This is a genomic window from Natranaerobius thermophilus JW/NM-WN-LF (genome assembly GCF_000020005.1).
Lineage (GTDB): Bacteria > Bacillota > Natranaerobiia > Natranaerobiales > Natranaerobiaceae > Natranaerobius > Natranaerobius thermophilus.
On the sequence record NC_010718.1, the window covers coordinates 108,399 to 135,000 of the forward strand.

Genomic DNA, 26,602 nt, shown 5'->3' on the forward strand with positions numbered 1-26,602 from the left:
TTGTTCGACAGAATAATGCTTTTTTGAAAGGGGTATAATCTTGAAAATTTCACAAATAAAGAAGATACTTCAAGCCGATATATTAACTGGAAAAGAGGAAAACTCAGTCGAAGTTGCATTTGGAACAGATTTGATGAGCGATGTGCTAGCTTTTTTTGGTGAATCTGACAATACCCTGTTGCTAACTGGACTTACAAACTTACAAGTGATCAGAACTGCTGAACTACTCGATATAAATGCCATTATTTTCGTACGAGGAAAAGAGCCAAAAGATGAACTGATTAAGGAAGCTGAAGAATGTGGTATTACCTTGTTGTCTACGGATTACACGCTTTACGAAGCATCCGGTTTATTATTTACCCATGGTTTAAGAGGAATAAATACTGATGATAATTTACCCGAAAGCCCTGAAAGAGGGTTAGACCATGGATGAAGAACAAGAGAAGTTTATCAAGTCTTATAAATTAGAAGGTCAGGACTTTCAATCTGGGGGTGAAGCTTCGGCTCAGATAAAGCAAATACTAAAAAGCCTAGGAGTTCCTTCAAAGATTATTAGAAAAGCAACTGTGATTTCTTATGAAGCAGAGATGAATGTAATTATCCATTCATATAGCGGGGAAATAATTTTGGATGTTGACCAGTATCGAGTCGTCATAAGGACTGAAGATACTGGCCCCGGTATACAGGATATTGATAAAGCCATGGAAGAGGGTTATACTACAGTGTCCACCGAAATTTTAGAAATGGGCTTTGGTGCCGGAATGGGTTTGCCTAATATCAAAAAATTTTCGGACAATCTAAAAATTAATTCACAAGTTGGAGAAGGAACTGTCCTTGAAGCTACAGTATATATTAACTAGAAGCTGATTCAGTAGATTAGGTTAATATAAAGGAGCGGGTAATTTTGAAGCCTTATTATCATTCAGTAAGACTAAAAGAAGAGTCTTGCATTGGATGTGTACACTGTCTCAAGTTCTGCCCTACCCAAGCCATAAGAATAAAAGGAGGACGGGCAGAGATCCTAAAGGAAAGATGTATCGACTGTGGGGGCTGTATTCAAATTTGCCCTAACAATGCCAAAATTGCAGAATCAGATAATATTTCCCAAATTGATAATTTTCAACATAAAGTCGCTGTAGTTCCTCCTTCAGTCTTAGTGCAGTTTCCCAAAGATGTATTACCAAAAGAGGTTTTTCGAGCTTTTCTAGATTTAGGCTTTGATAAAGTGTTTTCAATTTCTCTTGGTGGAGAATGGTATTCATATGAAGTAAATAAAATTTTAAACTCAAATTTTTCAAAAAAACCATTAATTTCTACTCATTGTCCAGCTATTGTAAGATTAATCCAAGTAAAATTTCCTGAACTTGTAGGCAATTTAGTTCCTGTAGATACACCTCTGGATATTACAGGAGATATAGCTAGAGAATATCTAAAAAACCAACTTAATTTAGATGATGAAGATATCGGTATTTTTTTAATTTCAATGTGCTCTGCAAGAGTAACAGCTGTCAAAAGCCCAGAGGGCCGACCTTTTTCTTCACTTAATGGCGTACTGTCTTTAATTGATATTTATAGCCAACTATTAAAAAGTGTAAAAGCTACCAATAGTGAAGAAGAACAAATTTCAAATAACCGTAAAAACTTGGATGGAGCCATTTATCCACCAGAGCTAGGTATTGGTGTTGGGCACGATGTAACGGGATGTGACCAAACAGGAATAGAATCTAATGATTGTCTTTCAATTAGTGGGATTAATAATGTGATGGATGTTTTAGAAGAAATCGAGCTAGGAAAAATATCAGAACTAGATTATATAGAATTGCATTCCTGTTATGGAGGCTGTGTTGGAGGGGTTTTAAATGTAGAAAATCCCTTTGTCTCCAAGGTGAGAATGAACAAGATAATTAACGAAATGGAAAAAGATAGCTCATATCTAGATGGAGTAACACAGAGTTTACCAAAAAGCTTTAATATCAGAAAAATTAATATTCAGCCAAGACCATTAGAAGGGCTTTCAAATAGCATCAGCCAATCGGTTAAAAAACTATCTGAAATTGAAAAACTATTGAACTGTCTACCACAACTAGATTGTGGAGCTTGCGGTTCACCTTCTTGCAGATCTTTAGCGGAAGATGTGGTGCTTCAAAGAGCAGATATGAAGGACTGTGTTTTTTACTTGCTTGATAATGTTGCAAGCTTAACTCAAGAAGCTTATACCATGGCAAAAGGAATTCCACATGTTCTTAAAATGAGGCATAAGGGACTTTATAACTTTAGAAAAGATTAATATATACATGGGAATAAACTGGACTTAATAATGTTCATTTTAACCTAGATAGGTGGGTGGTCTGTTGATGACTCTCCGGGATTTAATTGCCGAGCTTGATCTAGAGGTGATTGTCGGTGAAGATGAATTGGATAAGCCAATCGAAGGTGGTTATTGCTCTGATTTACTGAGCTTTGTCATGTCTAGGAGTGCTAAAAACTATGTTTGGATAACATTGCAAAGTCATCCCAATATTGTAGCTGTTGCTTCCTTAGTTGATTTAGCTGCTGTGATAGTGACCGAAGGTGTTCAGATCGAACAAGAGACTTTAGATAAAGCAAAACGGGAAAAAGCAGTCATTCTCAGGAGTCAAGATACAAGCTATGAAATAGCAGGACAATTGTATCAATTAGGTGTAAAAAGTCATGTCTAAGGGAAAGTGGTTCAAAGCTGATCTTCATATTCACAGTGTCTTGTCTCCTTGTGCTGATTTGGATATGGGTCCGAACAATATTATCGATATTTGTAAAAGAGAGAATATTGAAATTATAGCCATTACTGACCATAACACAGGTAGAAATGTACCAGCTTTTCAAAAAAAAGCGGCTAGAGAAGGGATTACTGTCATACCAGGGATGGAATTACAGACAAGGGAAGAGGTCCATTGTCTTTGCTATTTCCCCAGTTATTCCAATTTGGCCCGCTTTGAGTCTATGATAGCTCAGACTTTTCCACAAATTCCGAATAAAGAGGATATTTTTGGCACTCAGCTGGTGATTAATGATAGGGAAGAAATATTAGCTCATGAGGAGCGCATGTTACTTTCTTCATCCTCTTTAGGAATATCTGAATTAATGGAGAAAGTGAAACAGTATTCTGGCCTGGTTATTCCAGCCCATGTTGATAAACCTAGTTACAGTTTATTGACTAATCTTGGCCCCCCAATAGGGAATGAGGGATTCAAAGCCTTGGAATTTTTTAGTTATTCTAATTATATTAAATTTACAAATCAATTTTCTAATTTGAAAGATTACCCAATAATTATGTCTTCAGATGCTCATGATTTGCAAGATTTTCAGAAACCTGAATATAAAACTTATTTTTTATTGGAAGAGCCTGTATTAAGTGGCATTCAAAAAGCCTTGGAATCTCAAGGATTCAGGGAGGTGATACTTAATTAAAGGGGGATACGGTAAAAATTTATTAAAATTAGATATTAGACTTTGATTTTATAGAGAGGAGGAATAGATATGGCTGAATGTAAATGCGGTAGCGCTGCTAAGAAAAAAGAAGAACAACAGCTCGAAGAAATTTTAGCCCAATACAAAAACGAAAAAGGAGCTTTAATTACTGCTTTACAGAAAGTTCAAGAGTTTTATGGCTATTTGCCTGAAGAAGGTATGCAAAAAGTAGCTGAAGCCTTTGACATGCCTGAAAGTAAAGTCTTTGGGGTAGCAACATTTTATGCCCAGTTCCATTTACAACCTCGAGGTGAATGGGTGATCCGGGTTTGTACTGGAACGGCTTGTCATGTGCGAGGGGCAGAGAAAATTATGAATAAGTTGATTGAAGAACTGAATATTGAACCTGGTGAAACTACAGAGGATTTAAAATTCACTCTCGAGCCTGTGGCATGTATCGGGTGTTGTGGTCTGGCCCCCGTTATTATGGTGAATGATAACACTCATGGTCGATTAGTTCCAGATCAAATTCCAGAGATTCTAGACAAATATAAATAATAATGAAGGAACTTTCATTACATCTGTTAGATTTAATACAAAATGCCATTGAGGCTTCTGCTACTAAAATTCAAGTTGACTTTTACTTGAGTTATCAAGATGATGTAATGACCTTAAAGGTTATAGATAATGGAAGAGGCATGGATGACAAATTCAAACAACAGGCTACTGATCCCTTTAAAACCTCACGAAAGACCAGAAAAGTAGGTTTGGGATTGTCACTACTTCAAATGAAAGCGGAACAATGCGATGGAGATATCAATATATCTTCAAGCCCCTGGGGACAAGGGACTCAAGTTAATGCTAGGTTTAAATATAGCCATTGGGACCGTCCACCCCTAGGGAAACTATCTAATACCTTTATTTCAATACTGCAAGGTAATCCCGACCTAAAGCTGTATTTTAGTTATCAAGTTGAAAATAAACTTTTTAAGTTTTCAACTGAAGAGATCAAAGAAATTGTTCATCAAAATGCCTTTCGAGATTTAGAAGTGCTTATGTGGGTAAAACAATACCTTGAAGAAAATATTACTTCGTTAAATGGGGGTGACTAGATTGTCGAAATTAAAATCACTGGAAGATTTAAAAAAATATCGAGAACAAGCGAAAAATAGTACTGAAGTTAGAAAGACAAATGAAAATATGGTGATTGTAGGAATGGGTACTTGTGGTATCGCGGCTGGCGCTCGAGAAGTTATGAACGCCCTATTAGAAGAATTAAATAAAAGAAGTCTAAAGGAAATTACAGTTACCCAAACTGGATGTATTGGAATGTGTGAAAATGAAGTCTTAGTGGATGTCAAAAAACAAGGGGAAGAACGAATCACTTATGGAAATGTAACCCCTGAGGATATACCCAGGATAGTAAATGATCACCTTATTAATGGCAAATTAGTCCAAGATTTAGTGATTGGTAAACCTAATCAGTAATTGGGAGAGGAGGGGATAAAAATGGAAGTGTATCGATCTCATGTTTTGATATGCGGTGGTACTGGTTGTAGTTCATCCGGATGTCAACAAGTGCAAGATAAGTTTAATGAAGAATTAGATAAACACAATCTTTCGAATGAAGTTAAGTTAATAATTACGGGCTGTCATGGACTATGTGAGCTCGGTCCTATAGTTATCGTGTATCCTGAGGGAACTTCCTACTTTACCGTATCAGCAGAAGATGTGTCAGAAATAGTAGAAGAACACCTTTTAAAAGGTCGCAAAGTAGAACGATTAATGTATCAAGATGAGGAAAGTGCGGAAAAGATTCCTTACTATAATGAAATTGGTTTTTATAAACAACAGGAGAGAATTGTCCTAAGCAATTGTGGTTATATCAATCCTGAAAGCATCGATGAATACATTGCTAGAGGTGGGTATCAAGGCCTTGCCAGGGCTGTCACAGAATTTGACCCCCAAGGAGTTACCGAAGAAGTTATTAATGCAAACCTAAGAGGACGCGGTGGTGCTGGCTTCCCTGCAGGCAAAAAATGGAAGTTTGCTAGTCAAGAACCTGAACCAACAAAATACATGGTTTGTAATGCCGATGAAGGTGACCCGGGAGCCTTTATGGATAGAAGTATTTTAGAGGGTGATCCTCACAGTGTAATAGAAGGAATGGCCATTGCCAGCTATGCAATAGGTGCGGAAGTTGGGTATGTTTATATAAGGGCTGAATATCCCTTGGCGGTTCGTCGTTTAAAAGAAGCAATCCAGCAAGCAGAAGAACTGGGCCTTTTGGGAGAGAATATTCTTGGATCAGGATTTAACTTTAAATTAAAAGTGAAAGAAGGTGCAGGAGCCTTTGTTTGTGGCGAGAGTACTGCCCTCACTAGGTCCATTGAAGGTAGAAGGGGGATGCCCAGACCAACTCCGCCACGATCTACAGAAAAAGGACTCTGGGGAAAACCAACAGTGCTGAATAATGTAGAAACCTTAGCTTGTGTTTCCTTTATATTATCAAAGGGCGCCGAAGAATTTACTAAGTTCGGAACAGAACAAAGTCCCGGTACTAAAGTTTTTGCCTTGACTGGTAAAGTGAATAATACAGGACTTGTTGAAGTTCCCATGGGAATAAGTATTAGAGATATTGTTTTTGACATTGGTGGAGGCATACAACACGGAAATAAAATCAAAGCTGTCCAAATTGGTGGTCCATCAGGAGGTTGCCTTCCTGAAGACAAACTGGACTTATCAGTTGACTTTGATACATTAGATGATGCGGGCGCTATGATGGGCTCTGGTGGACTGGTAGTAATGGACGAAGAGACCTGTGTCGTAGATGTATCTAAGTTTTTCCTTAAGTTTACTCAAGCCGAATCTTGTGGTAAATGTACACCATGTCGTGAAGGAACTAAGCGTATGTTAGAAATTCTTGAGCGCATAACCAAAGGACAGGGTGAGCCTAAAGATATCGATCTCTTAAAAGAACTTGGAGAAATGATAATAAACACTTCTCTGTGTGGACTTGGGAAATCAGCACCAAATCCAGTACTAAGCACATTAAGATACTTTGAAGACGAATACAGAGAGCATATTGAAAAGGGTCGTTGTCCTGCCGGAATTTGTGCTGATTTGGTTAAGTATAAAATTATTGCAGATAACTGTATCGGATGTACGGCTTGTGTCAAAGTTTGTCCAGTTGACGCAATTTCTGGCGAGAAAAAACAAGCCCATGAAATTGATCCGGATAAGTGCATTGGCTGTGGTGAGTGCTATGAAAAATGTAAATTTGAAGCAATAACTTTAGGCTAAATTAATTTAAAAACGGATTTTTATAATTAGGGATAATGTAGAAAGGGGAGAGGGTAAATGAGTCTTGTAACTGTAACCATTGATGGTCAAAGCATACAAGTTCCCAAGACCTCTACTGTGCTGGATGCCTGTGAAAAATTAGGAAAAGAAATTCCTACCCTTTGTCACCAAAAAGATCTGACTACAGTGGGTGCTTGCCGTTTGTGCGTTGTGGAAGTAGAAGGCGCTGGAAACTTTCCAACGGCATGTACTCTTCCTGTAAAAGATGGCATGGTGATCAATACAAACACTGATGAAGTAAGGCATGCACGAAAGATGGTTTTGGAATTATTATGGGCAAATCATCCAAATGATTGTTTAACTTGTGAATCTAACGGAAACTGTAAGTTTCAAGATTACTGTTATGAATACGGGGTTACTGAAAGCAGATTTCGGGGAGAAGTTATCGAACATGAAATAGATGAAACTAGTCGCTTTGTTGAAAGAGACCTGGATAAATGTATTTTGTGCGGGAAGTGTATTAGAGTTTGCCACGAGATTCAAGGAAGTGAAGCTATTGATTTCATGGATAGAGGTTTTGAAACTAAAGTGGCAACATTTTATGATAAAGGACTTAGCGACTCCCCCTGTGTAGATTGCGGTAATTGTATAAATGTATGTCCAGTAGGTGCTTTGATTCCAAAACCCTTGAAAGGTAAGGGAAGGGATTACGATTTCGAAAAAGTCAAGACAACCTGCCCATACTGTGGTGTCGGGTGTACTTTTAATCTAAATGTCAAAGATGGAGAGGTTGTTGGTGTCAGTCCTGATGAAGAGGCTGAAGTAAACGATGGATACCTTTGCGTTAAAGGCCGCTTTGGAACAGGATTTATCCATAATGATGATAGACTAACCCAACCTCTTGTTAGAAAAAATGGTGAACTTGTAGAAACTGATTGGGAAGAAGCCTTAAATACTGTTGCGGAAAACTTTAAAAAACTAAAAGAAAAACACGGTGGCGACGCCTTTGGATTTTTAGCTTCTGCAAAATGCACTAATGAAGATAATTACCTGTTTCAAAAATTTGCGAGAGCGGTAGTAGGTACAAATAATATTGATCATTGTGCCCGCCTCTGACATGCTCCTACAGTGGCCGGTCTGGCCACACAGTTTGGTAGTGGAGCAATGACTAACAGTATCGGAGAAATAGAAGATACCAGTACGATATTTGCTATTGGAACTAATACTACAGAAGCTCATCCAATTATCGCTCAAAAAGTATTTAAAGCTCAAAATAAAGGGGCAAAATTGATTGTCGCTGATCCAAGGAAGATAGAGATAGCTGAAAAAGCGGATATATGGTTGAGACCTTTACCAGGAACCAATGTAGCTTTACTGAATGGAATTATGAAAGTTATTTTGGAGAAAGATTTGGTCGATAAAGAATTTATCCGAAACAATACTGAAGGTTTTGAAGAAGTTAAAAAACAACTTGAACAGGTGTCATTGGATGAAATTGAACAGATAACCCAAGTACCCAAGGACAAAATTGAACAAGCTGCTATCATGTATGGAGAAAGCGATAAAGCTTCTACTCTGTACACTATGGGAATCACTCAGCACACCACTGGAACCGATGCAGTTTCTTCAATTGCGAACCTGGCATTGATGACAGGCAATGTCGGTCGAGAAAGTACTGGTGTTAATCCATTGAGAGGTCAAAATAATGTCCAGGGAGCCTGTGACTTGGGTGGATTACCCAATGTATTAACTGGTTATCAAAAAGTAGCAGATCCTGAAACAGTCTCCAAATTTTCTCAAGAATGGGGACAGGAGCTAAATGATCAGCCGGGTATGGCTGTTACTGAAATGCTAAAAGCAACTGGTGAAGATTTAAAAGCTATGTATATTATGGGTGAAAATCCTATGGTCACAGATGCTAACTTAGGTCATGTGGAAGAAGCCCTTGATAGCTTGGACTTTTTAGTTGTTCAAGATATCTTCTTAACAGAGACTGCAGAAAAAGCAGATGTAGTGTTACCAGCTAGTTCTTTTGCGGAAAAGGATGGAACATTCACTAATACTGAACGACGTGTTCAAAGAGTTCGAAAGGCCATAGAATCAGTGGGAGATAGTAAGCCAGACTGGCAAATCATAGCTGACTTATCTCAACAGATGGGTTATGAAATGAATTACAGCAATCCTCAAGAAATCATGGATGAAATTAGGAAATTAACACCAAGCTATAGTGGTATTTCTTATGACAGAATTGAAGATCAAGGGATTCAATGGCCCTGTCCATCTGAAGACCATCCTGGTACTAAATATCTTCATAAAGAAGGTAACTTTGCAATAGGCAAAGGACAATTTAAGGCCGTGGATTATCGAGAACCAGCTGAAACAGCAGATGATGAATATCCATTTGTACTGACTACAGGGCGAATGCTGTACCACTATCATGCTACTATGACCCGAAAGGTCAGAGAACTTAATGAAGAAGTCCCTGAAGGTGATATTGAAATAAACACGCAAGATGCTGAAAAATTAGGTATTGAAAATGGTGACCAAGTAAAAGTCTCCTCCCGTAGAGGTGAAGTTGTGACTGTTGCAGAGGTTACTGATAGAGTGGCTCCAGGAGTTGTTTATATGGATTTCCACTACAAAGAAGCAGCAGCTAATAGGCTAACTAATGACGCCCTAGATCCTGCGGCTAAAACCCCAGAACTAAAAGTCAGCGCCGTCAAAGTTGAAAAATCTTAAATATTGCAAAAGATTGATAACAGTGCTAGAATTTTACAAAACTATATGTTAAAATAACTAGTAATAACTGGTGAAACCAGTAGTCATTACGATTAACACTTCAAGGGAGGAATTTAGCATGAAAAAGTACGTTTGCACTGTATGTGGTTGGGTGTACGACCCTGAACAGGGAGATCCAGATAATGGAGTGAAACCTGGTACAGCTTTTGAAGATATCCCAGAGGATTGGGTTTGCCCAGAATGTGGTGTTGATAAAAGCATGTTTGAAGAACAATAAGTTTAAGGTGACTAAACTCTTGATGCGGGACCAATATGTTTGGGCCCGCATCTTTTATTCTGGTTTTAATATACTGGGGGTGTCATTTTGCATTACGTAATAGTAGGTAGTGGTGTTTCAGGAATTACGGCAGCTAAAAATCTGAGAAATTTAAAACCTGAGGCCAAAATTACTATTCTTGGAGATGAGCCACATTACTGTTATAATCGACCTAGATTAATAGAACTTTTGGGAAAAGAGGTTGACATCGAAAATATTTTCTTTTATCCTCCTGATTGGTATTGTCAACAGGGAATTGATATTTATCTCAATGTAACAGTGAAAGAAATTCATAGTAAAAAACAGCTAGTTATTACCGATTGTGGTCAGGAAATTTCTTATGATAAATTATTGCTTGCCAATGGAAGTACCCCGAATCTTCCACCTGTCCCAGGGGCAGAAAATCGTGGTGTGTTCACTATTAGAACCATTGATGAGGTTAGGCAAATACAAAGAAGAGCTCTTACAAGTAGTCAAAGTATCGTTATTGGTGGGGGCTTATTGGGATTAGAAACGGCTTTTAGTTTAACTAAATTAAAGCAAGAAGTTACTGTGATTGATAGGAATTCGTGGCTTCTTAAAAGGCAAATTGATCAAAAAGGTAGTGAACTTCTGCAAGAAATTTTAAAGTCATACGGGATTTCAGTAGTTTTAGAAGGGAATACTGAAAGTATTGAACCGCCAAAAAATTCTGTAGGAGATTCCAAAGATTTAAATGTTAATTTGAAAGATGGTAGAAAAATACCAGGACAGATAGTTATTTTTTCCGCAGGGGTACGCCCTAATATATCTCTAGCTGAAAAGGCTGGAATTTCAGTCAATAAAGGAATTGTAGTAGACGAACATTTAAAGACAAGTGATCCAAATATTTACGCATCAGGAGATGTAGCAGAATTCCAAGATAAAAGTTATGGAATTATTCCAGCTGCCTTAGAACAAGGCAAATTAGCAGCAGTAAACATGGCCAGTGAAGAGGGACAAAATTACGAAGGGACTATTCCTTCGACTTCCTTAAAAATTGCAGGAATAGATCTGATCTCTCTCGGGGAAATTTATCCTCAAGAAGACGATCAGGTGGTGACCAAGATAGACTCCAGTAATAAAATTTTTAAAAAAGCTATCTTTAGAGAAAATTGTCTAAAGGGAGCCATTTTATTAGGAGATAAAACAGAACTTCCGCTAATTCACAAAAATTTGAGAGCACAACAACCATTTCGAGATCCAGAGTTAATTTTTGAAAACTATTAAAAACTATTATGCAAGTATGTTTTTTAACTAACTATATTTAGGGGTGCTAGTAGGGGTGTGCCAAAAATGATACTGGTAACACCCCTTTAATTGTTATTTGTCTCTTTCTGCTTGTAATTGACGGTTTTTATATGTAAAATGGCTTTAGGTATCAATTAAAAGAGTTATATTTATTTCGGGAATTTGGAGTGAGCAATATGGTAAGAGCAACCAGATTTAATCCTGCCAGGACATTGGTTTTAGGATTTTTATCATTGATAATAATAGGAGCTGTACTTTTAAGCCTACCTATAGCTACAATAGAAGCCGGAAGATTGCCCTTACTAGATGCTTTATTTACAGCAACTTCGGCCGTTTGTGTTACTGGTCTGGTAGTTGTGGACACCGGAACCACCTTTACTGTTTTTGGCCAAACTGTCATTATGCTATTAATTCAAGCAGGTGGCCTTGGTTTTATGACTTCAGCTACCTTGATTTTTTTGGCCCTTGGTCGTAAGATAACTTTGAGAGAACGTATAGTTATTCAGGAATCATTGAATCAATTTGACTTGCAGGGAGTTGTTCGCTTGGTCAGGTCAATATTAATATTGGCTTTTTCTATTCAAGGTATAGCAACAATGATTTTGGGAATCAGGTTTTCACAAGAACTGGGATGGGCTAAAGGCTTCTTTTTCGGTTTGTTTCATTCCATCAGTGCATTTTGTAATGCTGGATTTGACTTAATAGGTGATTTTCGCAGCTTGATGCCGTATGTAAATGATCCTTTAATTTCACTCTTGCTCCCTTTATTATTTATAATAGGTGGTTTGGGTTTTACAGTTTTAGTCGATTTATACTTCACTCGTTACATAACCAGGCTGGGTTTTCATACCAAAGTGGCATTGATCATAACTGGGTCTTTTTTATTGATTGGCTTCTTAACTGTGACCCTTTTGGAATGGAATAACCCTAAAACTCTGGGTTCAGTAACAGGTGGGGCGAAAATTTGGAGTGCGTTTTTCACTGCGGCAACACCAAGGACGGCAGGCTTTAATGTGTTACCTACTGATGAGCTAAACCAGGCCACCACTTTATTTATAATGGTTCTCATGTTTATCGGTGCTTCGCCAGCTTCAACAGGTGGTGGTATCAAAACTACTACCTTTGGAACTTTACTTTTGGCAGTCATATCGGTAGTTAAGGGAAAAAATCAGGTGTCTTTTTTGAGAAAGCGAATTCCATATAATCTGATTAGTAAAGCTTTGGCTATTATATTCATATCCCTAGGGATAGTAGTTTTAGTGGCCATGGTGCTTTTAGTGACAGAAGATGCTAATTTTGAAGAAGCCTTGTTTGAAGCAATTTCAGCCTTTGGAACTGTAGGATTATCAAAAGGCATTACCCCGGATTTAAGCGCAGTAGGAAGAATAGTGGTTATAGTAACCATGTTTGTTGGGCGAGTAGGTCCATTAACACTGGCTTTTGCCTTGGCGAAAGAATCGGACGATACTGGTATTAAATATCCAGAAGAACGTCTGTTAATCGGTTAATACAGGAGGTTGATGATATGGCAAAGAAAAAGCAATTTGCTATTCTAGGATTGGGAAGGTTCGGATCTAGTGTAGCTTATACTCTTACTAATATGGGATACGATGTTCTAGCTGTAGACTCAAATGAGGAAAGAGTAGAAGAAGTTTCTAAAGAAGTTACTCACGCAGTTCAAGCCAATGTAACCTCAGAGAAGAACTTGCAGGCCTTAGGTATTAGGAACTTTGATGTAGTAATAGTTGCCATTGGTGAAGATATCCAGGCCAGCATTATGGCTACAATTTTGGTGAAAGACATGGGTGTGGAACATGTGGTGGTCAAATCTCAGGATAAAATGCACGGAGAAGTCTTAAAGAGAATCGGAGCGGATAGAGTAATTTTCCCCGAATGGGATATGGGTTGCCGTGTCGCCCATAACTTGGCGACTACAAATATATTAGACTATATCGAACTATCACCTGAGTATTCCCTAGCAGAAGTTTCTGTACCCACAAAAATGGTGGGTAAAACTCCACAAGAACTAGACTTAAGAGCTAAATATGGTGTAACGGTCTTAGCTATTAAGAGGGGTAACGATATTAATATTTCTCCCAAAGCAAATGCGCAGTTTCATAAAAGTGATGTCTTAATCGTAGTAGGGAAACAGGGTGACATTAATCGCTTGGAAGAGTTAAATAGTTAAGTGAGCTCACTTAACTATTTATTTACAAATCAATTCTGGTTTTCCATTGTTTACTTTCAATAATTGGAGTACAATACAAATAGAGAGGAAATTTCCTCAAAAAGGGTGGTTTATATGGAATATAATGAATTATACCAGGCAACTCTTGCCATGTTAAAAGAAAGAGGAGTTGATCTGGACGAAATTGCTGAACTGGTATTGGATTTGCAAAAACCATACTTACCAAAGCTGACTCTGGAAGATGCTAGGGATAGTGTTGATGCAGTACTAGAGAAAAGAGAAGTACAGAATGCTATTTTAACAGGGATTTATTTGGATATTGCTTCGGAGAAGGGAGATGTGGATGAACCTTTACAGTCACTTCTACTTACTGATGATCCATTATACGGGGTTGATGAAATCCTAGCCCTCAGTATAGTCAATATTTATGGCTCTATTGGTTTAACTAACTTCGGTTATCTTGATAAAGAGAAACCAGGAGTGATTGATAAGATTAATAAAGAAAAAGGAGGAAAGGTCAATACTTTTTTAGATGACCTAATTTGTGCTATAGCAGCTTCATCAGCTTCTAGGATAGCACATAGAGCCAGAGATGGAGAGTTTGACAGGGATTAAAATAATGACAATGACCTTTCTGGTTTTGTAATTTGTACAGAAACTCCGGACTAAGAATATCCGAAATATCCGAAAGGATGGATTGAAATGGAGTTAATTAATATTGATGAAACTTTAGAAATGACAAGACAAGAACTGCGTACGAAACATAATAACTATTTAAATCCGGGATTTATGAAGATGCTAAGCTTACTAGGTTTTGATAAAAAATTTGTCAGGGCTGAAGGTACTAAAGTATGGGATGATAATGGTATAGAATATTTAGACTTTTTGGGCGGATATGGTTCTTTAAATTTGGGACATAATCCTGAAGAAGTGTTTAATGCTCTAGACAAAATAAAAGGTTCACCGAACATTTTACAGGCTGCTCCCGGGACATTTAATGCAGCTTTAGCAGAAAACCTGGCTGCTATAACACCAGGTAATTTACAGCATTCCTTTTTTTGCAACAGTGGAGCTGAGGCAGTTGAAGGAGCGGTGAAACTTGCACGAAGAGCAACTGGCAAATCAAAGGTTATTTCAGCCAAGGGATCATTTCATGGAAAGACCATGGGTTCTTTATCTGTATCCGGTAGAGATAAATTTAAAGCAGGGTATTTCCCTTTAGTCCCTGAATGTACTCAAATACCCTATGGTGATGATGAAGCCCTACGAGAAGAAATCGATGAAAATACAGCGGCCGTTATTTTAGAACCTGTTATGGGTGAAGGAGGTGTAATAGTTCCTCCTGAGGGTTATTTATCAACTGTTAGTGAAATTTGTAGTCAAAACAATATTGTTTTCATTTTAGATGAAATTCAAACAGGTTTGGGTAGAACTGGTAAAATGCTGGCATGCGAATGGGAGCAAATAACTCCCGACATAATTTGTTTTGCAAAATCCTTGGGCGGTGGCGTGTTTCCCATTGGTGCCTTTATTACTACTCCTGAACTGTGGAATAAGGCCTATGGTAGAATGGAAGAAGCCCTGATGCATACATCAACATTTGGCGGTAATGCCTTAGCTACTGGCGCTTCAATAGCGACAATCAACTCTATTTTGGATAACAACTTGCCCGAACGTGCAAATGAACATGGTGAATACTTTATAAACTCTTTGAAACAGCTAGATGATAAACACGACATGATTAAAGAGGTGCGAGGACAAGGTTTATTAATCGGAATTGAGTTTAACTCTCCGGAAAAAAGTGTCTTAAACAAACTGTCTAAGGGAATGCTTGAAAAAGTAAGTCAGGAATACACTGGTGCTTTTGTGGCCGAAAAGCTGCAGAATGAATATCAAGTTTTAACTGCATTCACCTTGAATAATCCTAATGTTATTAGATTAGAGCCACCATTAATAGTTGACAAGGAACAAATTGACTATGTTGTGGATTCTCTAGATAAACTGCTAGACCACCATGGTGACTTTTTTAAGCTCGCCTTTTCAAGCGGTAAAAAGGCAGTATCATCCTTTTTTAAGCGTGATTAGACGTAATCATAAAAATCTGTCGAGTTTGACGGAATTAAATCTAATTGTTAAAATTGAAAAATGATAACAGTATCAAGTTTACTACTGGACAATTTGTCAAAAAAATTCTGAAAAATACCTGTAATTCTGAACTGAGGGGGTGTTTTATTGGGTAAGCGATGCATTAAAAGAGCAGGTTGGCTATTAATCTATTGCAGATTAAAGTGAACATAATCACAATTAGGAGGTTTTAGTAGTGTCTTTTACAGATTTAGTATATAGTTTACCGATGTTGATTGTTTTATTCCCCTTAATTATGACTGGGGTTATTTTCTTAGTTGAACAAAAGTCGATATTTGGTAGGAATTTATTATCGGTGGTTACATCTGCCATAACTTTTTTAATGGTGGCGGCCATGTATCCTGTTGTTATAAAAGGTGAGGTTATTTATTATCAATTAGCAAACTTAATACCTCCCTTTGGAATTTCATTTATGGTTGATACTTTAGGATTCGGTTTGAGTTTGTTGGCTTCTTTTATTTGGATGTTAGTTACTATTTATTCCCTTGAATATATGAAAAAAGAGAATTATACAGGTAGGTACTATCCCGCATTGTCTTTGACCTTAAGCGGTTCTATGGGTCTATTTTTAGCGGGAGATTTATTTACAATGTTCATATTTTTTGAAATTATGTCTCTGGTCTCCTACTTATTAATAATCCATAATGAAACTAAGGAGGCTCTTAGAGCTGGATATAAATATTTGATTGTAACAATTATAGGTGGATTATTTCTGTTTTTCGGAATCATCATTACTTTTGAGTTAAGTCAGACAATTACTTTAAGTGAAATGGGAATAATTTCAACGCCTACTTCCCTAGCTTTTGCAGGTTTTCTTTCATTTGTGATCGGTTTTGGCATGAAAGCGGGAATGGTTCCGTTGCATATTTGGTTACCTGAAGCTCATCCGGTGGCTCCCTCTCCTGCAAGTGCTTTGCTATCTGGTATTATGATCAAAACAGGGGCCTATGGATTAATAAGAATCATGTTTCACGTCTTTGATTACCAAATGATACTAGAGGCGAACTGGCACTTGATTTTAGCAGTAGTTGCAGTCATCACTATTTTCTTAGGTTCCGCTGTGGCTATTACCCAGGAGGATTTAAAACGTAGGTTAGCGTACTCGAGTATTGGGCAAATGGGTTATATTTTACTAGGTTTGGCCATATTAACTGAAACTGCGATGACAGGTGATATTTTCCATATATTTAGTCATGCTTTTATGAAAAGCACCCTCTTTTTAGCCGCTGGCGCCATGATTATGAAAACGGGTAAAAAGAAAATAGCAGATCTAAAAGGTGTAGGTCGTGCCATGCCTTTAACCATGTTGTCTTTTACAATAGCAGCTTTAGCTATGATTGGTATACCTCCTCTTAATGGATTTATTAGCAAATGGTCATTGAGCTTAGGAGCTTTAGAAGCGGGACAACCATATTATGTCGTGATTTTATTAATAAGTAGTTTGATGAACAGTGTCTATTACTTACCTATAATTAACACTGCTTATTTTGGAAAAAGTGAAGAAACTGATGATGACGTAGAATCAAAAGGAGTGATTTCAGAAGCTCCTATGAAAATGGTAATGCCCGTTGCGATTTTGGGCTTTAGTTGTTTGATTTTAAGCTTATTCCCGACTAATATTCCTTATGAATTGGCACAATTGGCTGCAAAAGCCCTGATTAATGGTAATCCTTTCTAGTTTAAGCTATGTAAAATCGAATGGTATAACCGAATGTTGGTAACTTTAAAATATTAATTTAATATCAACAACAAAATATAACAACCCTTAGTTAAAAAACTGACATTGTGTTCAGCTTGCTATACCTAAATTTGCCATATATACAAAGGATAGTGTAAAATTTAAAAGAATACATTTTTAGACAGGAGGGAGTAACGGATGCTGCATGAATTTAAAGGGAAATATCCTGATATATCTGAAGATGTTTTTGTAGCAGATGGCACCCAAATTATTGGTGATGTAACTATTGCTGAAGGCGCTAGTGTTTGGTTTAATTCAGTCATCAGAGCGGATTTGGATATTGTCGAAATTGGCAGAAAAACTAATATCCAAGACGGGTCTATTTGTCATGTAGACACAAATGAACCTTTAAAAGTTGGAGATTATGTTACAGTTGGTCATGGAGCTATTCTACACGGATGTACAATTGCTAACAATACTTTGATAGGGATGGGTGCTACTGTTCTTAACGGTGCGACTGTTGGCGAAAATTGTATAATAGGTGCTGGAACGCTAATTCCCGAAGGTAAAGAAATACCTCCAAATAGTTTGGTGGTTGGAGTGCCTGGTAAAGTCGTTAGAGAACTTTCCCAGGAAGAGGCCAATAATTTAAAAAATCACGCTGAAGAATATCATAAAAAGGCTATGAAATATCTTGAACAATAAGAAATACTAATTTAGATGAAGAATAAATTACTTGGACTATATCAGCTGCTGACACCTCGAAGGTTCAGCAGCTTTTTAAGTTGCAAAAAAAATGAAATTAATTTAAAATCGAAGGGAATAGAAGTGTATATACTAGTTTAGATTTAGATCGGAAAGGAGAGTGGGAGGTATGACTACCAAAATAGGGATCCCACGGGCACTAGCTTATTTTACTTTTTTCCCTCTCTGGATTACTTTTTTTGAACAATTGAATATGGATGTTATGGTGTCTAGTGAGAGCAATAAGCAGGTTTTGGACCAAGGGGTAAAGGAAACTGTTAATGATGCTTGCATTCCTATAAAAATATATCATGGTCATGTTAAAGATTTGACAGGTAAAGTTGACTACTTATTTGTTCCTCGATTAGTGAGTTTAGATGGTGAAGAGACTGTGTGTCCTAAATTTTTAGGCTTACCTGATATGGTGAGATATTCAATTGAGGGGCTTCCTCCTCTCATTGATGAACGACTTGATTTAAGAAAGGGAAGATTTGAATTATGGAAGTTTTTTTATCGCATTGGACGTACATTCAATAAAGGTTTTTTGGAAATATTTAAAGCTTATCAGGTAGCTTGTAGAGAGTATCAAAAATATAGAAACTTACTGACTCAAGGCTTTACACCCCAAAATGCCTGGGAGGCATTAAGAGGGGAAAAGAATTTAGACTCTAATAATAACAAAACTCAATCAGAAGACATATCAATTGCATTGCTTGGATATCCTTATACAATATATGACTCTTATATTAGTGTTGGTTTGTTTGAGCGATTAAAGAATATGGGGGTTAATGTCTTAACAAAGGATAATGTACCGCCTCAAGAGCTGCTCAAACAAAGAAAGAATTTTTCGAAAGAGATGTTCTGGTATTATAGTAATCAGGTTGCACGAGCGGCTTTGTATTATTTAGACAAACCAAGAGTGAATGGTGTGATCCATGTGACGGCTTTTGGCTGTGGTCCCGATGCTATGGTCGATAAATTAGTAGAATTAGAATGCAAACAAAATGGAGTTCCTTTCTTGACACTATCTTTAGATGAACACACCGGAGAAGCTGGTGTAGGTACTAGAGTAGAAGCCTTTGTGGATATGTTGAAGAGAAAGAGGGGATTATAATGAGAAAGGTTACTTTTCCCAGAATGGGGACTTCTTATATTGCGTTTAAAATGCTTGTGGAGGACTTGGGTCATGAAGCTGTGACACCACCGCCGCCTACCAAACAAACTTTGACTTATGGTACAAAATATTCACCGGAATTCGCATGTATTCCCTTTAAAGTATTGATGGGGACTTATATCGAAGCCATTGAACAAGGAGCAGATACCATTGTGAGTTCAGGAGGCGTAGGTCCTTGTCGTGCTGGATATTATGGAGAAATGCATCATAGAATTTTAAAGGATGCAGGTTACGATACAGATATGATTATCTTTGAACCCCCTTTAAAATCTTTGGGTGATTTTCTCAAAAAAGTCAAAATTATCAAGGGTAAAAGTTCTTGGTTAACCTTGATTGATGCGGTCCGCCGTGCTTGGCATAAACTCATCGCCCTTGACGATTTGGAAATAATGGTGTCCAAAACCAGACCATACGAAATAAACAAAGGAGACACTACAAGGCGTTTTCAAGAAAGTTTTGAAATGTTAAATGAGGCATGGACCTTAAAAGAAATAAAAGAAGCTAGACAGGAAGCTTTAAATAATATCAAAAAAGTAGAGACTGTTCCCAGACCATCTAACCCTATCAAGGTTGGTATGATTGGAGAGATTTATGTCGTCTTAGAGCCCTTTATTAACGCTGATGTGGAAAAAATCCTAGGGGAATTAGGAGTTGAAGTATACCGGTCTATCTATCTTACAAATTGGACCAGAGATAATACAGTGATTGATGGTGAAAAAGATGTGAAAAAGTTAGCCAGGCCATATCTAGATCAATTAATTGGTGGGCATGGCCAAAGTAGTATAGGAGATACCATAAAATATGCTAAAGAGGGGTATCATGGAGTAGTCCATCTAGCACCCTTTACATGCATCCCTGAAATAGTAGCAAAAAGCATTTTACCAACGGTTAGCCATGACTATCAAATTCCTGTGATAACATTGTTTTTGGATGAACAAACTGGAAAGGCTGGAATCAAAACGAGACTGGAAGCCTTTGTTGACCTAATTAAAAAGAAACAATTGAATGAGGTGAGTTAAAAATGAAGGCAATTTATTTAGGTGTAGATGTTGGTTCTGTTAGTACGAATTTTGTTGCTTTGGATGAAAATTATCAAGTCCTAGCCAGCCAGTACTTGAGGACTAAAGGTGAACCTATTAAAGCTATTCAAACCGGACTTCGTAACATTGGGGAAGAACTGGGAAACGATGTAGAAGTAAAAGGAGTAGGTAGTACAGGAAGTGCCCGAACTTTGGCCGGGGTCATTTTAGGTGCAGATACTGTCAAAAATGAAATCACAGCTCATGCGGTGGCTGCTTCTCAACAAGTTCCCGAGGTTAAAACTGTTTTGGAAATTGGTGGTCAGGATTCAAAAATTATTATTTTAAGAGAAGGTGTAGTTGTAGACTTTGCCATGAATACTGTATGCGCAGCTGGGACGGGGTCTTTCCTTGATCATCAATCAGAGCGATTAGGGGTTCCCATTGAGGAATTTGGGGAAAAAGCTTTAATGTCAGATAGTCCAGTACGCATTGCCGGGAGATGTTCTGTCTTTGCAGAGTCAGACATGATCCATAAACAGCAAATGGGGCATGAAACAATAGATATAATCCGAGGACTAAGTGAAGCATTAGTTCGAAATTATCTTAACAATGTAGGTAAAGGGAAAGAGATACTGTCACCAATTGTGTTTCAAGGTGGGGTAGCGGCAAATCGTGGTATTAAAGCTGCCTTTGAACAAGAACTTGAGTCGGAAGTGGTAGTACCTAATTTTTTCAATGTTATGGGCGCCATAGGTGCTGCCATTTTAGCTAAGGATGCTTCCAAAGATAAAGGAGAAACAAGTTTCAGAGGTTTTCAAGCTAGTGATCTAAGATATCAGGCCTCAAGCTTTGAATGCAGCAGTTGTCCTAACATGTGTGAAATTGTCAATATCAAAAGTGAAGAACAGTTATTGGCTCGATGGGGTGGGCGATGTGAAAAATGGGAAGTTTTAGAAACGAATGTCAACACATGAACAAGATGAAGTTAGGAAAGCTAACTTTAGATAATTGCATCATTGTTGCACCTATGGCAGGAGTGACCGATTACCCTTATCGACGAATTTTGGCAAAATTTTCACCAGGCTTGATATGTGGTGAGATGGTGAGTGCCAAGGGAATGGTGTATGGCAACAAAAAAACTGAAGAAATGGTTATTCATCACAATCAAGGAGTGCATTATTCTCAACAGATATTTGGCAGTGATCCCAAGGTAATGGCAGATGCCGCAGTGAAACTGGAGAATTTAGGAGTTGACTCCATTGATGTAAATATGGGTTGTCCAGCTCCCAAAATAGTCAAAAATGGAGAGGGTTCAGCTCTGCTAAAGAAACCTCATTTAGCTCAAGAAATCGTCAGAGAAATAGTCAATTCAGTAAACCTTCCTGTGACGGTAAAGATTAGAAAGGGATTTGACAGAAAGTCGTCTGACCCACTGGAATTAGCTCTTAGATTGCAGGAAGTAGGAATCAAGGCTCTGGCAGTTCATGGGAGGACCTGTGAACAGCAATATAGTGGCAAAGCGGATTGGGAAGTGGTTGCTAAACTTAAAAACTATTTAGATATACCTGTTATCGGAAATGGAGATATTTTCAGCTCTGAAGATGCTGTGTCTGCTTTGGAGATGACTGCTTGTGATGGAATTATGTTGGGCCGTGGACTAATGGGAAATCCTTGGCTGATTGAACAGACCAAAGGAATGCTTATCAAAGATGAGAAAATTGAGTCTCCAGAAATTCATGAGATTAAAAATGAGATGAAAAGTCATTTTGAAAATGCTATTAAATATTACGGTGAGTCAAAAGGCATAGCTGAAATGAGAAAGCATATTTCATGGTATCTAAAAAGTCTTCCTGGAAGTACGAGCATCAAAGATGAAGTCATGCGGCTAACTGATGTAAACCAAATTTGGTTTAGTTTAAATGAATATTTTCAAGCTTTAGAAAAAAAGAGTTAAAAATTACATCATTAACATAAAGCCAGGTCCCAGGTCAAAGAACGGTTATCGTCTTGACCTAGGACCTGGCTTTTTAAGTATCTTGAATTTTATAAGAAAATTGTGTAAAATACTGGTAACAAGTAATGTGTACAAATTGTGCACATAGTATATTGTTAGGAGGAAATACTATGGATATTGAATATATAAGAGTAGGGGAAAAACTAATTAACATAAATAAAATAGAAGATAAAGTAAGGAAACTCCTAAATTTAAGAGCCCAGGGTTACAGCCAAAAAGAGGTGAGTAACAAGCTTGAGATAGATAGAACTTTTGTATCAAGAGTGGAAAGTATGGGAGAAGTTAGAAAAGGTGGCGGAATAGCTGTTATTGGTTTTCCGATAAAAAATAAAGACGAACTTTTGAAAATATGTGATAACTATGGGGTAGAGTATTGTTTTTTAATGACCGATCAGGAACGATGGACATGGTTAAAAAACAAATCCGGTGAGATGTTAATTAATAGGATCATGGAATTAGTCTACGAAGTCAGAGTTTATGATATAGTCGTTGTATTAGGTTCTAATTATCGTATTAATTTAATTAAAGCTCTATTAAACAAAGAAGTTATTGGTCTTAAAATCGGTGAATCGCCAATTGAAAAAGATGTATACGTCTCATCTGAAAAGTTTGCAAAGGTATTAGATGATCTTGTCTAATAGGGGGAGTTTTAATGAAAAGAGTTGTTAGTGTTAGCCTGGGTTCGTCAAAACGCAATCATAAGGTGGAAGAAGAATTTCTGGGAGAAAAAGTTAGTATTGAAAGAATAGGTACAGATGGAGATTTAGATAAAATGAAGCAAATTATTTCAGAACTAGATGGTGAGGTAGATGCTTTTGGATTAGGAGGAATGGATTTATATCTGGCTGTAGGCAAGTATCGCTATATGTTGAAGGATGCTCAAAAAGTCGCTCAGTGTTGCAAAAATACACCAATAGTTGATGGCAGTGGTTTAAAAAATAGTTTAGAAAGAAATGCCTTACAGCAATTAAATGAACATCATAACTTATTTAATTCCCATGATAGAGTCTTATTAGTGTCTGCTTTAGACCGTTTTGGAATGGCTGAAAAATTGTCCCAATTACATAGTGAGGTGATATATGGGGATCTGATTTTTAGTTTGGGGATTCCAATCTCAATAAGGTCACTACATAACCTAGAAAAAATAGCTCGATGCGCTTTGCCCGTTGTTAGATGGCTGCCGTTTAAATTACTATACCCCTCTGGAAGTAAAAAAAATCGAACTAATGGCTCGCAGAATAAATACGAAAAATATTACGACTGGGCCGATATTATCTGTGGCGATTTTCATTATATAAATAAGTACCTTCCTGATAATTTGGAAGAAAAAGTCATAGTAACTAATACAGTTACACAGGAAGATGAAGAAAACTTAAAAAACTGTGGACTTAAACAGTTAATAACAACTACTCCTTCCCTAAAGGGTCGATCCTTTGGAACAAATGTGATGGAAGCCCTTTTGATTGCGTTAAAAGGAGGGAAACAAGAGCTAAAACCGAGAGAGTACGAGACTTTGCTTGAAGAACTGAATTTTATTCCTTCTATTAAAGACCTTAATTGAAAAATGTGCAGATTCCTAATTAGGAGGTTATCTTATGGATAAATTTGCATTCATAATCCATCCCATTTATCATAGTGATATTATTAAAAAATTTCCTTTTTTAAAAGCTTTACCAGAAAATATTTTAGAAAAAACTTTTGGTCGTTTACCTCCCTTCAAAGTTTCGAATATTGAAGGTGTAGAAAGTCCTCATAATCAAATTGAAGGTTGTTTTGTCGCGTGTCCACTTTCAAGTAATCAGATTTTGAACTTACCCCAAGATTATGTGATAAAAAAGATCATTAAAGCTGGTAAAAAGGCTGAAGAACTTGGAGCTCAAGTGGTTGGTCTAGGAGCATTGACATCTGTTGTCGGAGATGCAGGGGTAACAGTGGCAAAAAACTTGAATATTCCAGTGACTACAGGGAATAGTTATACTGTGGCGACAGCAATAGAAGGCGTTAAAAGTGCTTGTCAGATGATGGACTTTGACCACAGTGAAGCACATGTAGCTGTTCTTGGTGCCAGTGGGTCTATTGGAAAAGTGATTGCTAAGAAATTTGCCCGTGAATCCCGTTGGCTAACATTACTGGGAAGGGATAAAGACAAACTTGAGACTGTTTCAAAAGAGATTTACAATGAATCTGGTATGGCCGCAAAAGTTACCAACCAAATTAAGAAAAATATTTCGGAAGCTGACATAGTTTTTGCAGTCACAGGAGCTGCTGATGCTGTAATTTCTGGTGAAGAGTTAAAACCAGGAGCTATAGTTTGTGATGTTGCCCGACCTAGAGATGTTTCCTGGAGAGTTGCTCAAAGTCGCGATGATGTTTTAGTAATTGAAGGTGGAATTGTAGAAATCCCTGGTGATGTAGAATTCAATTTTAACTTTGGTTTCCCACCTAAAACGGCGTACGCCTGTATGGCCGAAACCATGATTTTAGCCCTTGAGAAAAAATATGAAAGCTTTAGTTTAGGCAGAGACTTAAGTTTAGATAAAGTAGAACAAATTAGTAGATTGGCTGAAAAACACAATTTTAGGCTTGCAGGTTTTAGAAGTTTCGAAAAAGCAGTGAGTAAAGAAACTGTAGATCAAATTAAACAAAATGCTATGCGAAAAAGAATAAAGTTTTCAACTTCAAAAGTTTGAAATGTTTAAAGTTTTTAAGTTTTTAACTGATTATATTTGACAAAAACAGGAGTGTAGTTTACAATAGAGCAAAATTTACAAAAAATTGCTTCTAAAAAAGAGAATAATAGCTTAAAACTTAGTAAAAATATGTGTAATGTCACGTAATGTTTATTTAAAAAATTTTTTTACCTACGAAATATGTGCTCTGGTAAGAATTTTTTAATGTTCATGGTAAATATAAATTAGTGAGCACATATAATTTTAATAATTCAAGAACTTTTAGAAAGAGGGGAGAAGTATTATGGCTAGTAGAGAAGTATCTAATAATGGTAAAGAAGTAGTTTTAACTCGCGGAGGGTACGAAGAGTTAGAAGAAGAATTAGAGCATTTAAAAACAGTAAGAAGAAAAGAAGTAGCTGAAAGAATAAAAACGGCCATTTCTTTTGGTGATATTAGCGAAAACAGTGAGTATGATGATGCAAAAAATGAACAGGCATTCATTGAAGGAAGAATTATTACTTTGGAAAAAATGCTTAGAAATGCTAAAATTGTAGATAAAGACGAAACGGATAATAAAGTTGTCTCAATCGGTAATACAGTTGTCTTAAAGGACCTTGAATACGATGAAGAAGTTGAATACACCATCGTTGGCTCCGCTGAGTCTAATCCTACAGATCAAAAAATATCAAATGAATCACCGGTGGGAGAAGCTATTATTGGAAAAAAAGTTGGTGAAGTTGTTGAAGTAAAAGTGCCAGCAGGTGTAATAGAATATGAAATAGTTGATATTAACTAAATTTTTGTTTTCAAGGCTGAATACAACAATTGTTAATATAATTGAGTCCCGGGTGATAGCCTGGGACTCATAACTTTATATTTTCTTTAATACGTTAACGAAGCCGGGGTAATAATTATAATAAACGAGAGGTGAACATATATGGAGAAAGATCATGAATTGATCAATGTCAGGTACGAAAAAGCCCGCGACATGGAAAATCGCAACATCCAACCTTTTGGCGACAAATATTCTGCCACTTACTATGCTCAAGAAGTTAAAGATAACTATGAACAATTGTTAGAAACTAAAGAAGAAGTTAGCTTATCAGGACGTATTATGGCCAAGCGAGGCCATGGCAAAGCAGGATTTGCCCATATCCAAGACTCTAGTGGACAAGTGCAGATTTATACACGAGTTGATAATGTTGGGGAAGAAGACTACGAATTGTATAAAGAACTGGATATTGGAGATATTATTGCTTTAAAAGGGCCAGTTTTTATGACTAGAAAAGGTGAAATTACTGTTGAGGTCAAAGAATTTCACCTCCAAAGTAAGTCTTTACGTCCTCTACCTGAAAAATGGCATGGATTGAAAGATGTAGACCTGCGCTACCGTAAACGATACTTAGATCTGATCATGAATCAAGATGTTAAAGATACTTTTGTAATTAGAAGTAAGATAATCCGAGAAATGCGAAGATATTTGGATGATAGAGGTTTTTTTGAAATGGAAACCCCCACCCTACATACAATTCCAGGTGGTGCAAATGCTAGACCATTTAAAACATATCACAACGCTTTAGAAATGAAACTTTATATGAGAATAGCAACTGAATTACACTTGAAGAGGCTAATTGTTGGTGGATTTGATAAAGTTTACGAATTAGGTAGAATTTTTAGGAATGAAGGAATATCAACTAAACATAATCCTGAATTTACCTCAATTGAACTATATCAATCTAATAGTGATTACCATGACATGATGGAGCTTACTGAAAATATGATTTATGAAATCGCAAACAAAATTTTTGGAACCCCAGTGGTTGAATATCAGGGGACAAATATTGACTTCACTCCACCATGGCCTAGAAAAACAATGATTGATGCCGTGAAA

Annotated in this window: 27 protein-coding genes (1 of these 27 running past the window's edge); all 27 read left to right on the top strand. The window is 37.1% G+C overall.

Annotated elements, in window-relative coordinates:
* The first annotated feature begins 40 nt into the window (after positions 1-40).
* Entirely contained in the window at positions 41-433 is a 393-nt protein-coding gene (locus NTHER_RS00510; protein WP_012446581.1) for a DRTGG domain-containing protein, read from the top strand.
* The gene (locus NTHER_RS00515; protein ID WP_012446582.1) at positions 426-860 is read left to right on the top strand and encodes an ATP-binding protein; all 435 of its coding nucleotides are present in this window, start codon (positions 426-428) and stop codon (positions 858-860) included. The genes NTHER_RS00510 and NTHER_RS00515 overlap by 8 nt, the downstream gene beginning before the upstream one ends.
* A 44-nt stretch (positions 861-904) precedes the next feature.
* On the top strand, positions 905-2,287 hold the full coding sequence (locus NTHER_RS00520) for a [Fe-Fe] hydrogenase large subunit C-terminal domain-containing protein (protein ID WP_012446583.1): 1,383 nt from the start codon (positions 905-907) through the stop codon (positions 2,285-2,287).
* Positions 2,288-2,354: 67 nt separating this feature from the next.
* Positions 2,355-2,699 (top strand): DRTGG domain-containing protein, encoded by a 345-nt coding sequence (locus NTHER_RS00525; RefSeq protein WP_041366760.1) that lies wholly within the window; start codon positions 2,355-2,357, stop codon positions 2,697-2,699.
* Positions 2,692-3,447, top strand: a complete 756-nt coding sequence (locus NTHER_RS00530; protein WP_012446585.1) for a PHP domain-containing protein — start codon at positions 2,692-2,694, stop codon at positions 3,445-3,447. Before NTHER_RS00525 ends, NTHER_RS00530 begins: the two co-directional genes overlap by 8 nt.
* Positions 3,448-3,516: 69 nt before the next feature.
* Positions 3,517-4,005 (top strand): NADH-quinone oxidoreductase subunit NuoE, encoded by a 489-nt coding sequence (gene nuoE / locus NTHER_RS00535; protein ID WP_012446586.1) that lies wholly within the window; start codon positions 3,517-3,519, stop codon positions 4,003-4,005.
* Positions 4,006-4,007: 2 nt separating this feature from the next.
* The gene (locus NTHER_RS00540) at positions 4,008-4,559 is read left to right on the top strand and encodes an ATP-binding protein (RefSeq protein ID WP_012446587.1); all 552 of its coding nucleotides are present in this window, start codon (positions 4,008-4,010) and stop codon (positions 4,557-4,559) included.
* 1 nt (position 4,560) lies between these two features.
* Complete coding sequence (locus NTHER_RS00545; RefSeq protein ID WP_012446588.1) at positions 4,561-4,935, top strand: (2Fe-2S) ferredoxin domain-containing protein; 375 nt, start codon at positions 4,561-4,563, stop codon at positions 4,933-4,935.
* A 21-nt stretch (positions 4,936-4,956) separates the two neighbouring features.
* Positions 4,957-6,750, top strand: a complete 1,794-nt coding sequence (locus tag NTHER_RS00550; RefSeq protein WP_012446589.1) for an NADH-quinone oxidoreductase subunit NuoF — start codon at positions 4,957-4,959, stop codon at positions 6,748-6,750.
* A gap of 57 nt (positions 6,751-6,807) precedes the next feature.
* Positions 6,808-9,489 carry a formate dehydrogenase subunit alpha gene (gene fdhF, locus NTHER_RS16220; protein ID WP_012446590.1) on the top strand — a complete coding sequence of 894 codons (2,682 nt, stop codon included), beginning with the start codon at positions 6,808-6,810 and terminating at the stop codon, positions 9,487-9,489.
* Positions 9,490-9,607: 118 nt separating this feature from the next.
* Positions 9,608-9,766, top strand: coding sequence for a rubredoxin (gene rd, locus NTHER_RS00565; RefSeq protein ID WP_012446591.1), 159 nt, complete (start codon positions 9,608-9,610; stop codon positions 9,764-9,766).
* A gap of 87 nt (positions 9,767-9,853) precedes the next feature.
* On the top strand, positions 9,854-11,053 hold the full coding sequence (locus NTHER_RS00570) for an NAD(P)/FAD-dependent oxidoreductase (protein WP_012446592.1): 1,200 nt from the start codon (positions 9,854-9,856) through the stop codon (positions 11,051-11,053).
* 197 nt (positions 11,054-11,250) lie between these two features.
* Positions 11,251-12,582: a TrkH family potassium uptake protein gene (locus tag NTHER_RS00575; protein WP_012446593.1), complete on the top strand. Its 1,332-nt coding sequence runs from the start codon at positions 11,251-11,253 to the stop codon at positions 12,580-12,582.
* A 17-nt stretch (positions 12,583-12,599) separates the two neighbouring features.
* Positions 12,600-13,262 carry a potassium channel family protein gene (locus NTHER_RS00580; RefSeq protein WP_012446594.1) on the top strand — a complete coding sequence of 221 codons (663 nt, stop codon included), beginning with the start codon at positions 12,600-12,602 and terminating at the stop codon, positions 13,260-13,262.
* Positions 13,263-13,376: 114 nt separating this feature from the next.
* On the top strand, positions 13,377-13,877 hold the full coding sequence (locus tag NTHER_RS00585) for a phosphatidylglycerophosphatase A family protein (RefSeq protein WP_012446595.1): 501 nt from the start codon (positions 13,377-13,379) through the stop codon (positions 13,875-13,877).
* Positions 13,878-13,964: 87 nt separating this feature from the next.
* Positions 13,965-15,347: an aspartate aminotransferase family protein gene (locus NTHER_RS00590; protein ID WP_012446596.1), complete on the top strand. Its 1,383-nt coding sequence runs from the start codon at positions 13,965-13,967 to the stop codon at positions 15,345-15,347.
* 235 nt (positions 15,348-15,582) lie between these two features.
* Complete coding sequence (locus NTHER_RS00595) at positions 15,583-17,085, top strand: complex I subunit 5 family protein (protein WP_012446597.1); 1,503 nt, start codon at positions 15,583-15,585, stop codon at positions 17,083-17,085.
* 198 nt (positions 17,086-17,283) lie between these two features.
* Positions 17,284-17,790: a gamma carbonic anhydrase family protein gene (locus tag NTHER_RS00600; protein ID WP_012446598.1), complete on the top strand. Its 507-nt coding sequence runs from the start codon at positions 17,284-17,286 to the stop codon at positions 17,788-17,790.
* A 169-nt stretch (positions 17,791-17,959) separates the two neighbouring features.
* Entirely contained in the window at positions 17,960-18,943 is a 984-nt protein-coding gene (locus NTHER_RS00605) for an acyl-CoA dehydratase activase-related protein (RefSeq protein WP_012446599.1), read from the top strand.
* Positions 18,943-20,022 carry a hypothetical protein gene (locus NTHER_RS00610; protein WP_012446600.1) on the top strand — a complete coding sequence of 360 codons (1,080 nt, stop codon included), beginning with the start codon at positions 18,943-18,945 and terminating at the stop codon, positions 20,020-20,022. Before NTHER_RS00605 ends, NTHER_RS00610 begins: the two co-directional genes overlap by 1 nt.
* 2 nt (positions 20,023-20,024) lie before the next feature.
* Positions 20,025-20,999, top strand: a complete 975-nt coding sequence (locus NTHER_RS00615) for an acyl-CoA dehydratase activase (protein WP_012446601.1) — start codon at positions 20,025-20,027, stop codon at positions 20,997-20,999.
* A complete protein-coding gene (gene dusB, locus NTHER_RS00620) occupies positions 20,966-21,979 on the top strand; it encodes a tRNA dihydrouridine synthase DusB (protein ID WP_083762838.1) in 1,014 nt (337 codons plus the stop codon). Before NTHER_RS00615 ends, dusB begins: the two co-directional genes overlap by 34 nt.
* A 170-nt stretch (positions 21,980-22,149) precedes the next feature.
* Positions 22,150-22,677 carry a helix-turn-helix domain-containing protein gene (locus NTHER_RS00625; protein ID WP_012446603.1) on the top strand — a complete coding sequence of 176 codons (528 nt, stop codon included), beginning with the start codon at positions 22,150-22,152 and terminating at the stop codon, positions 22,675-22,677.
* 14 nt (positions 22,678-22,691) lie between these two features.
* Positions 22,692-23,600: a hypothetical protein gene (locus NTHER_RS00630; protein WP_012446604.1), complete on the top strand. Its 909-nt coding sequence runs from the start codon at positions 22,692-22,694 to the stop codon at positions 23,598-23,600.
* Positions 23,601-23,634: 34 nt separating this feature from the next.
* On the top strand, positions 23,635-24,729 hold the full coding sequence (locus tag NTHER_RS00635; RefSeq protein ID WP_012446605.1) for a shikimate 5-dehydrogenase: 1,095 nt from the start codon (positions 23,635-23,637) through the stop codon (positions 24,727-24,729).
* Between the two features lie 283 nt (positions 24,730-25,012).
* Complete coding sequence (gene greA / locus NTHER_RS00640) at positions 25,013-25,507, top strand: transcription elongation factor GreA (protein ID WP_012446606.1); 495 nt, start codon at positions 25,013-25,015, stop codon at positions 25,505-25,507.
* 141 nt (positions 25,508-25,648) lie between these two features.
* A protein-coding gene (gene lysS / locus NTHER_RS00645) for a lysine--tRNA ligase (RefSeq protein ID WP_012446607.1) crosses the window boundary here: on the top strand, positions 25,649-26,602 show its 5' portion. It continues 516 nt past the right edge of the window; only the first 954 of its 1,470 coding nucleotides appear in the window; it begins with the start codon at positions 25,649-25,651; its stop codon lies off the right edge, out of view.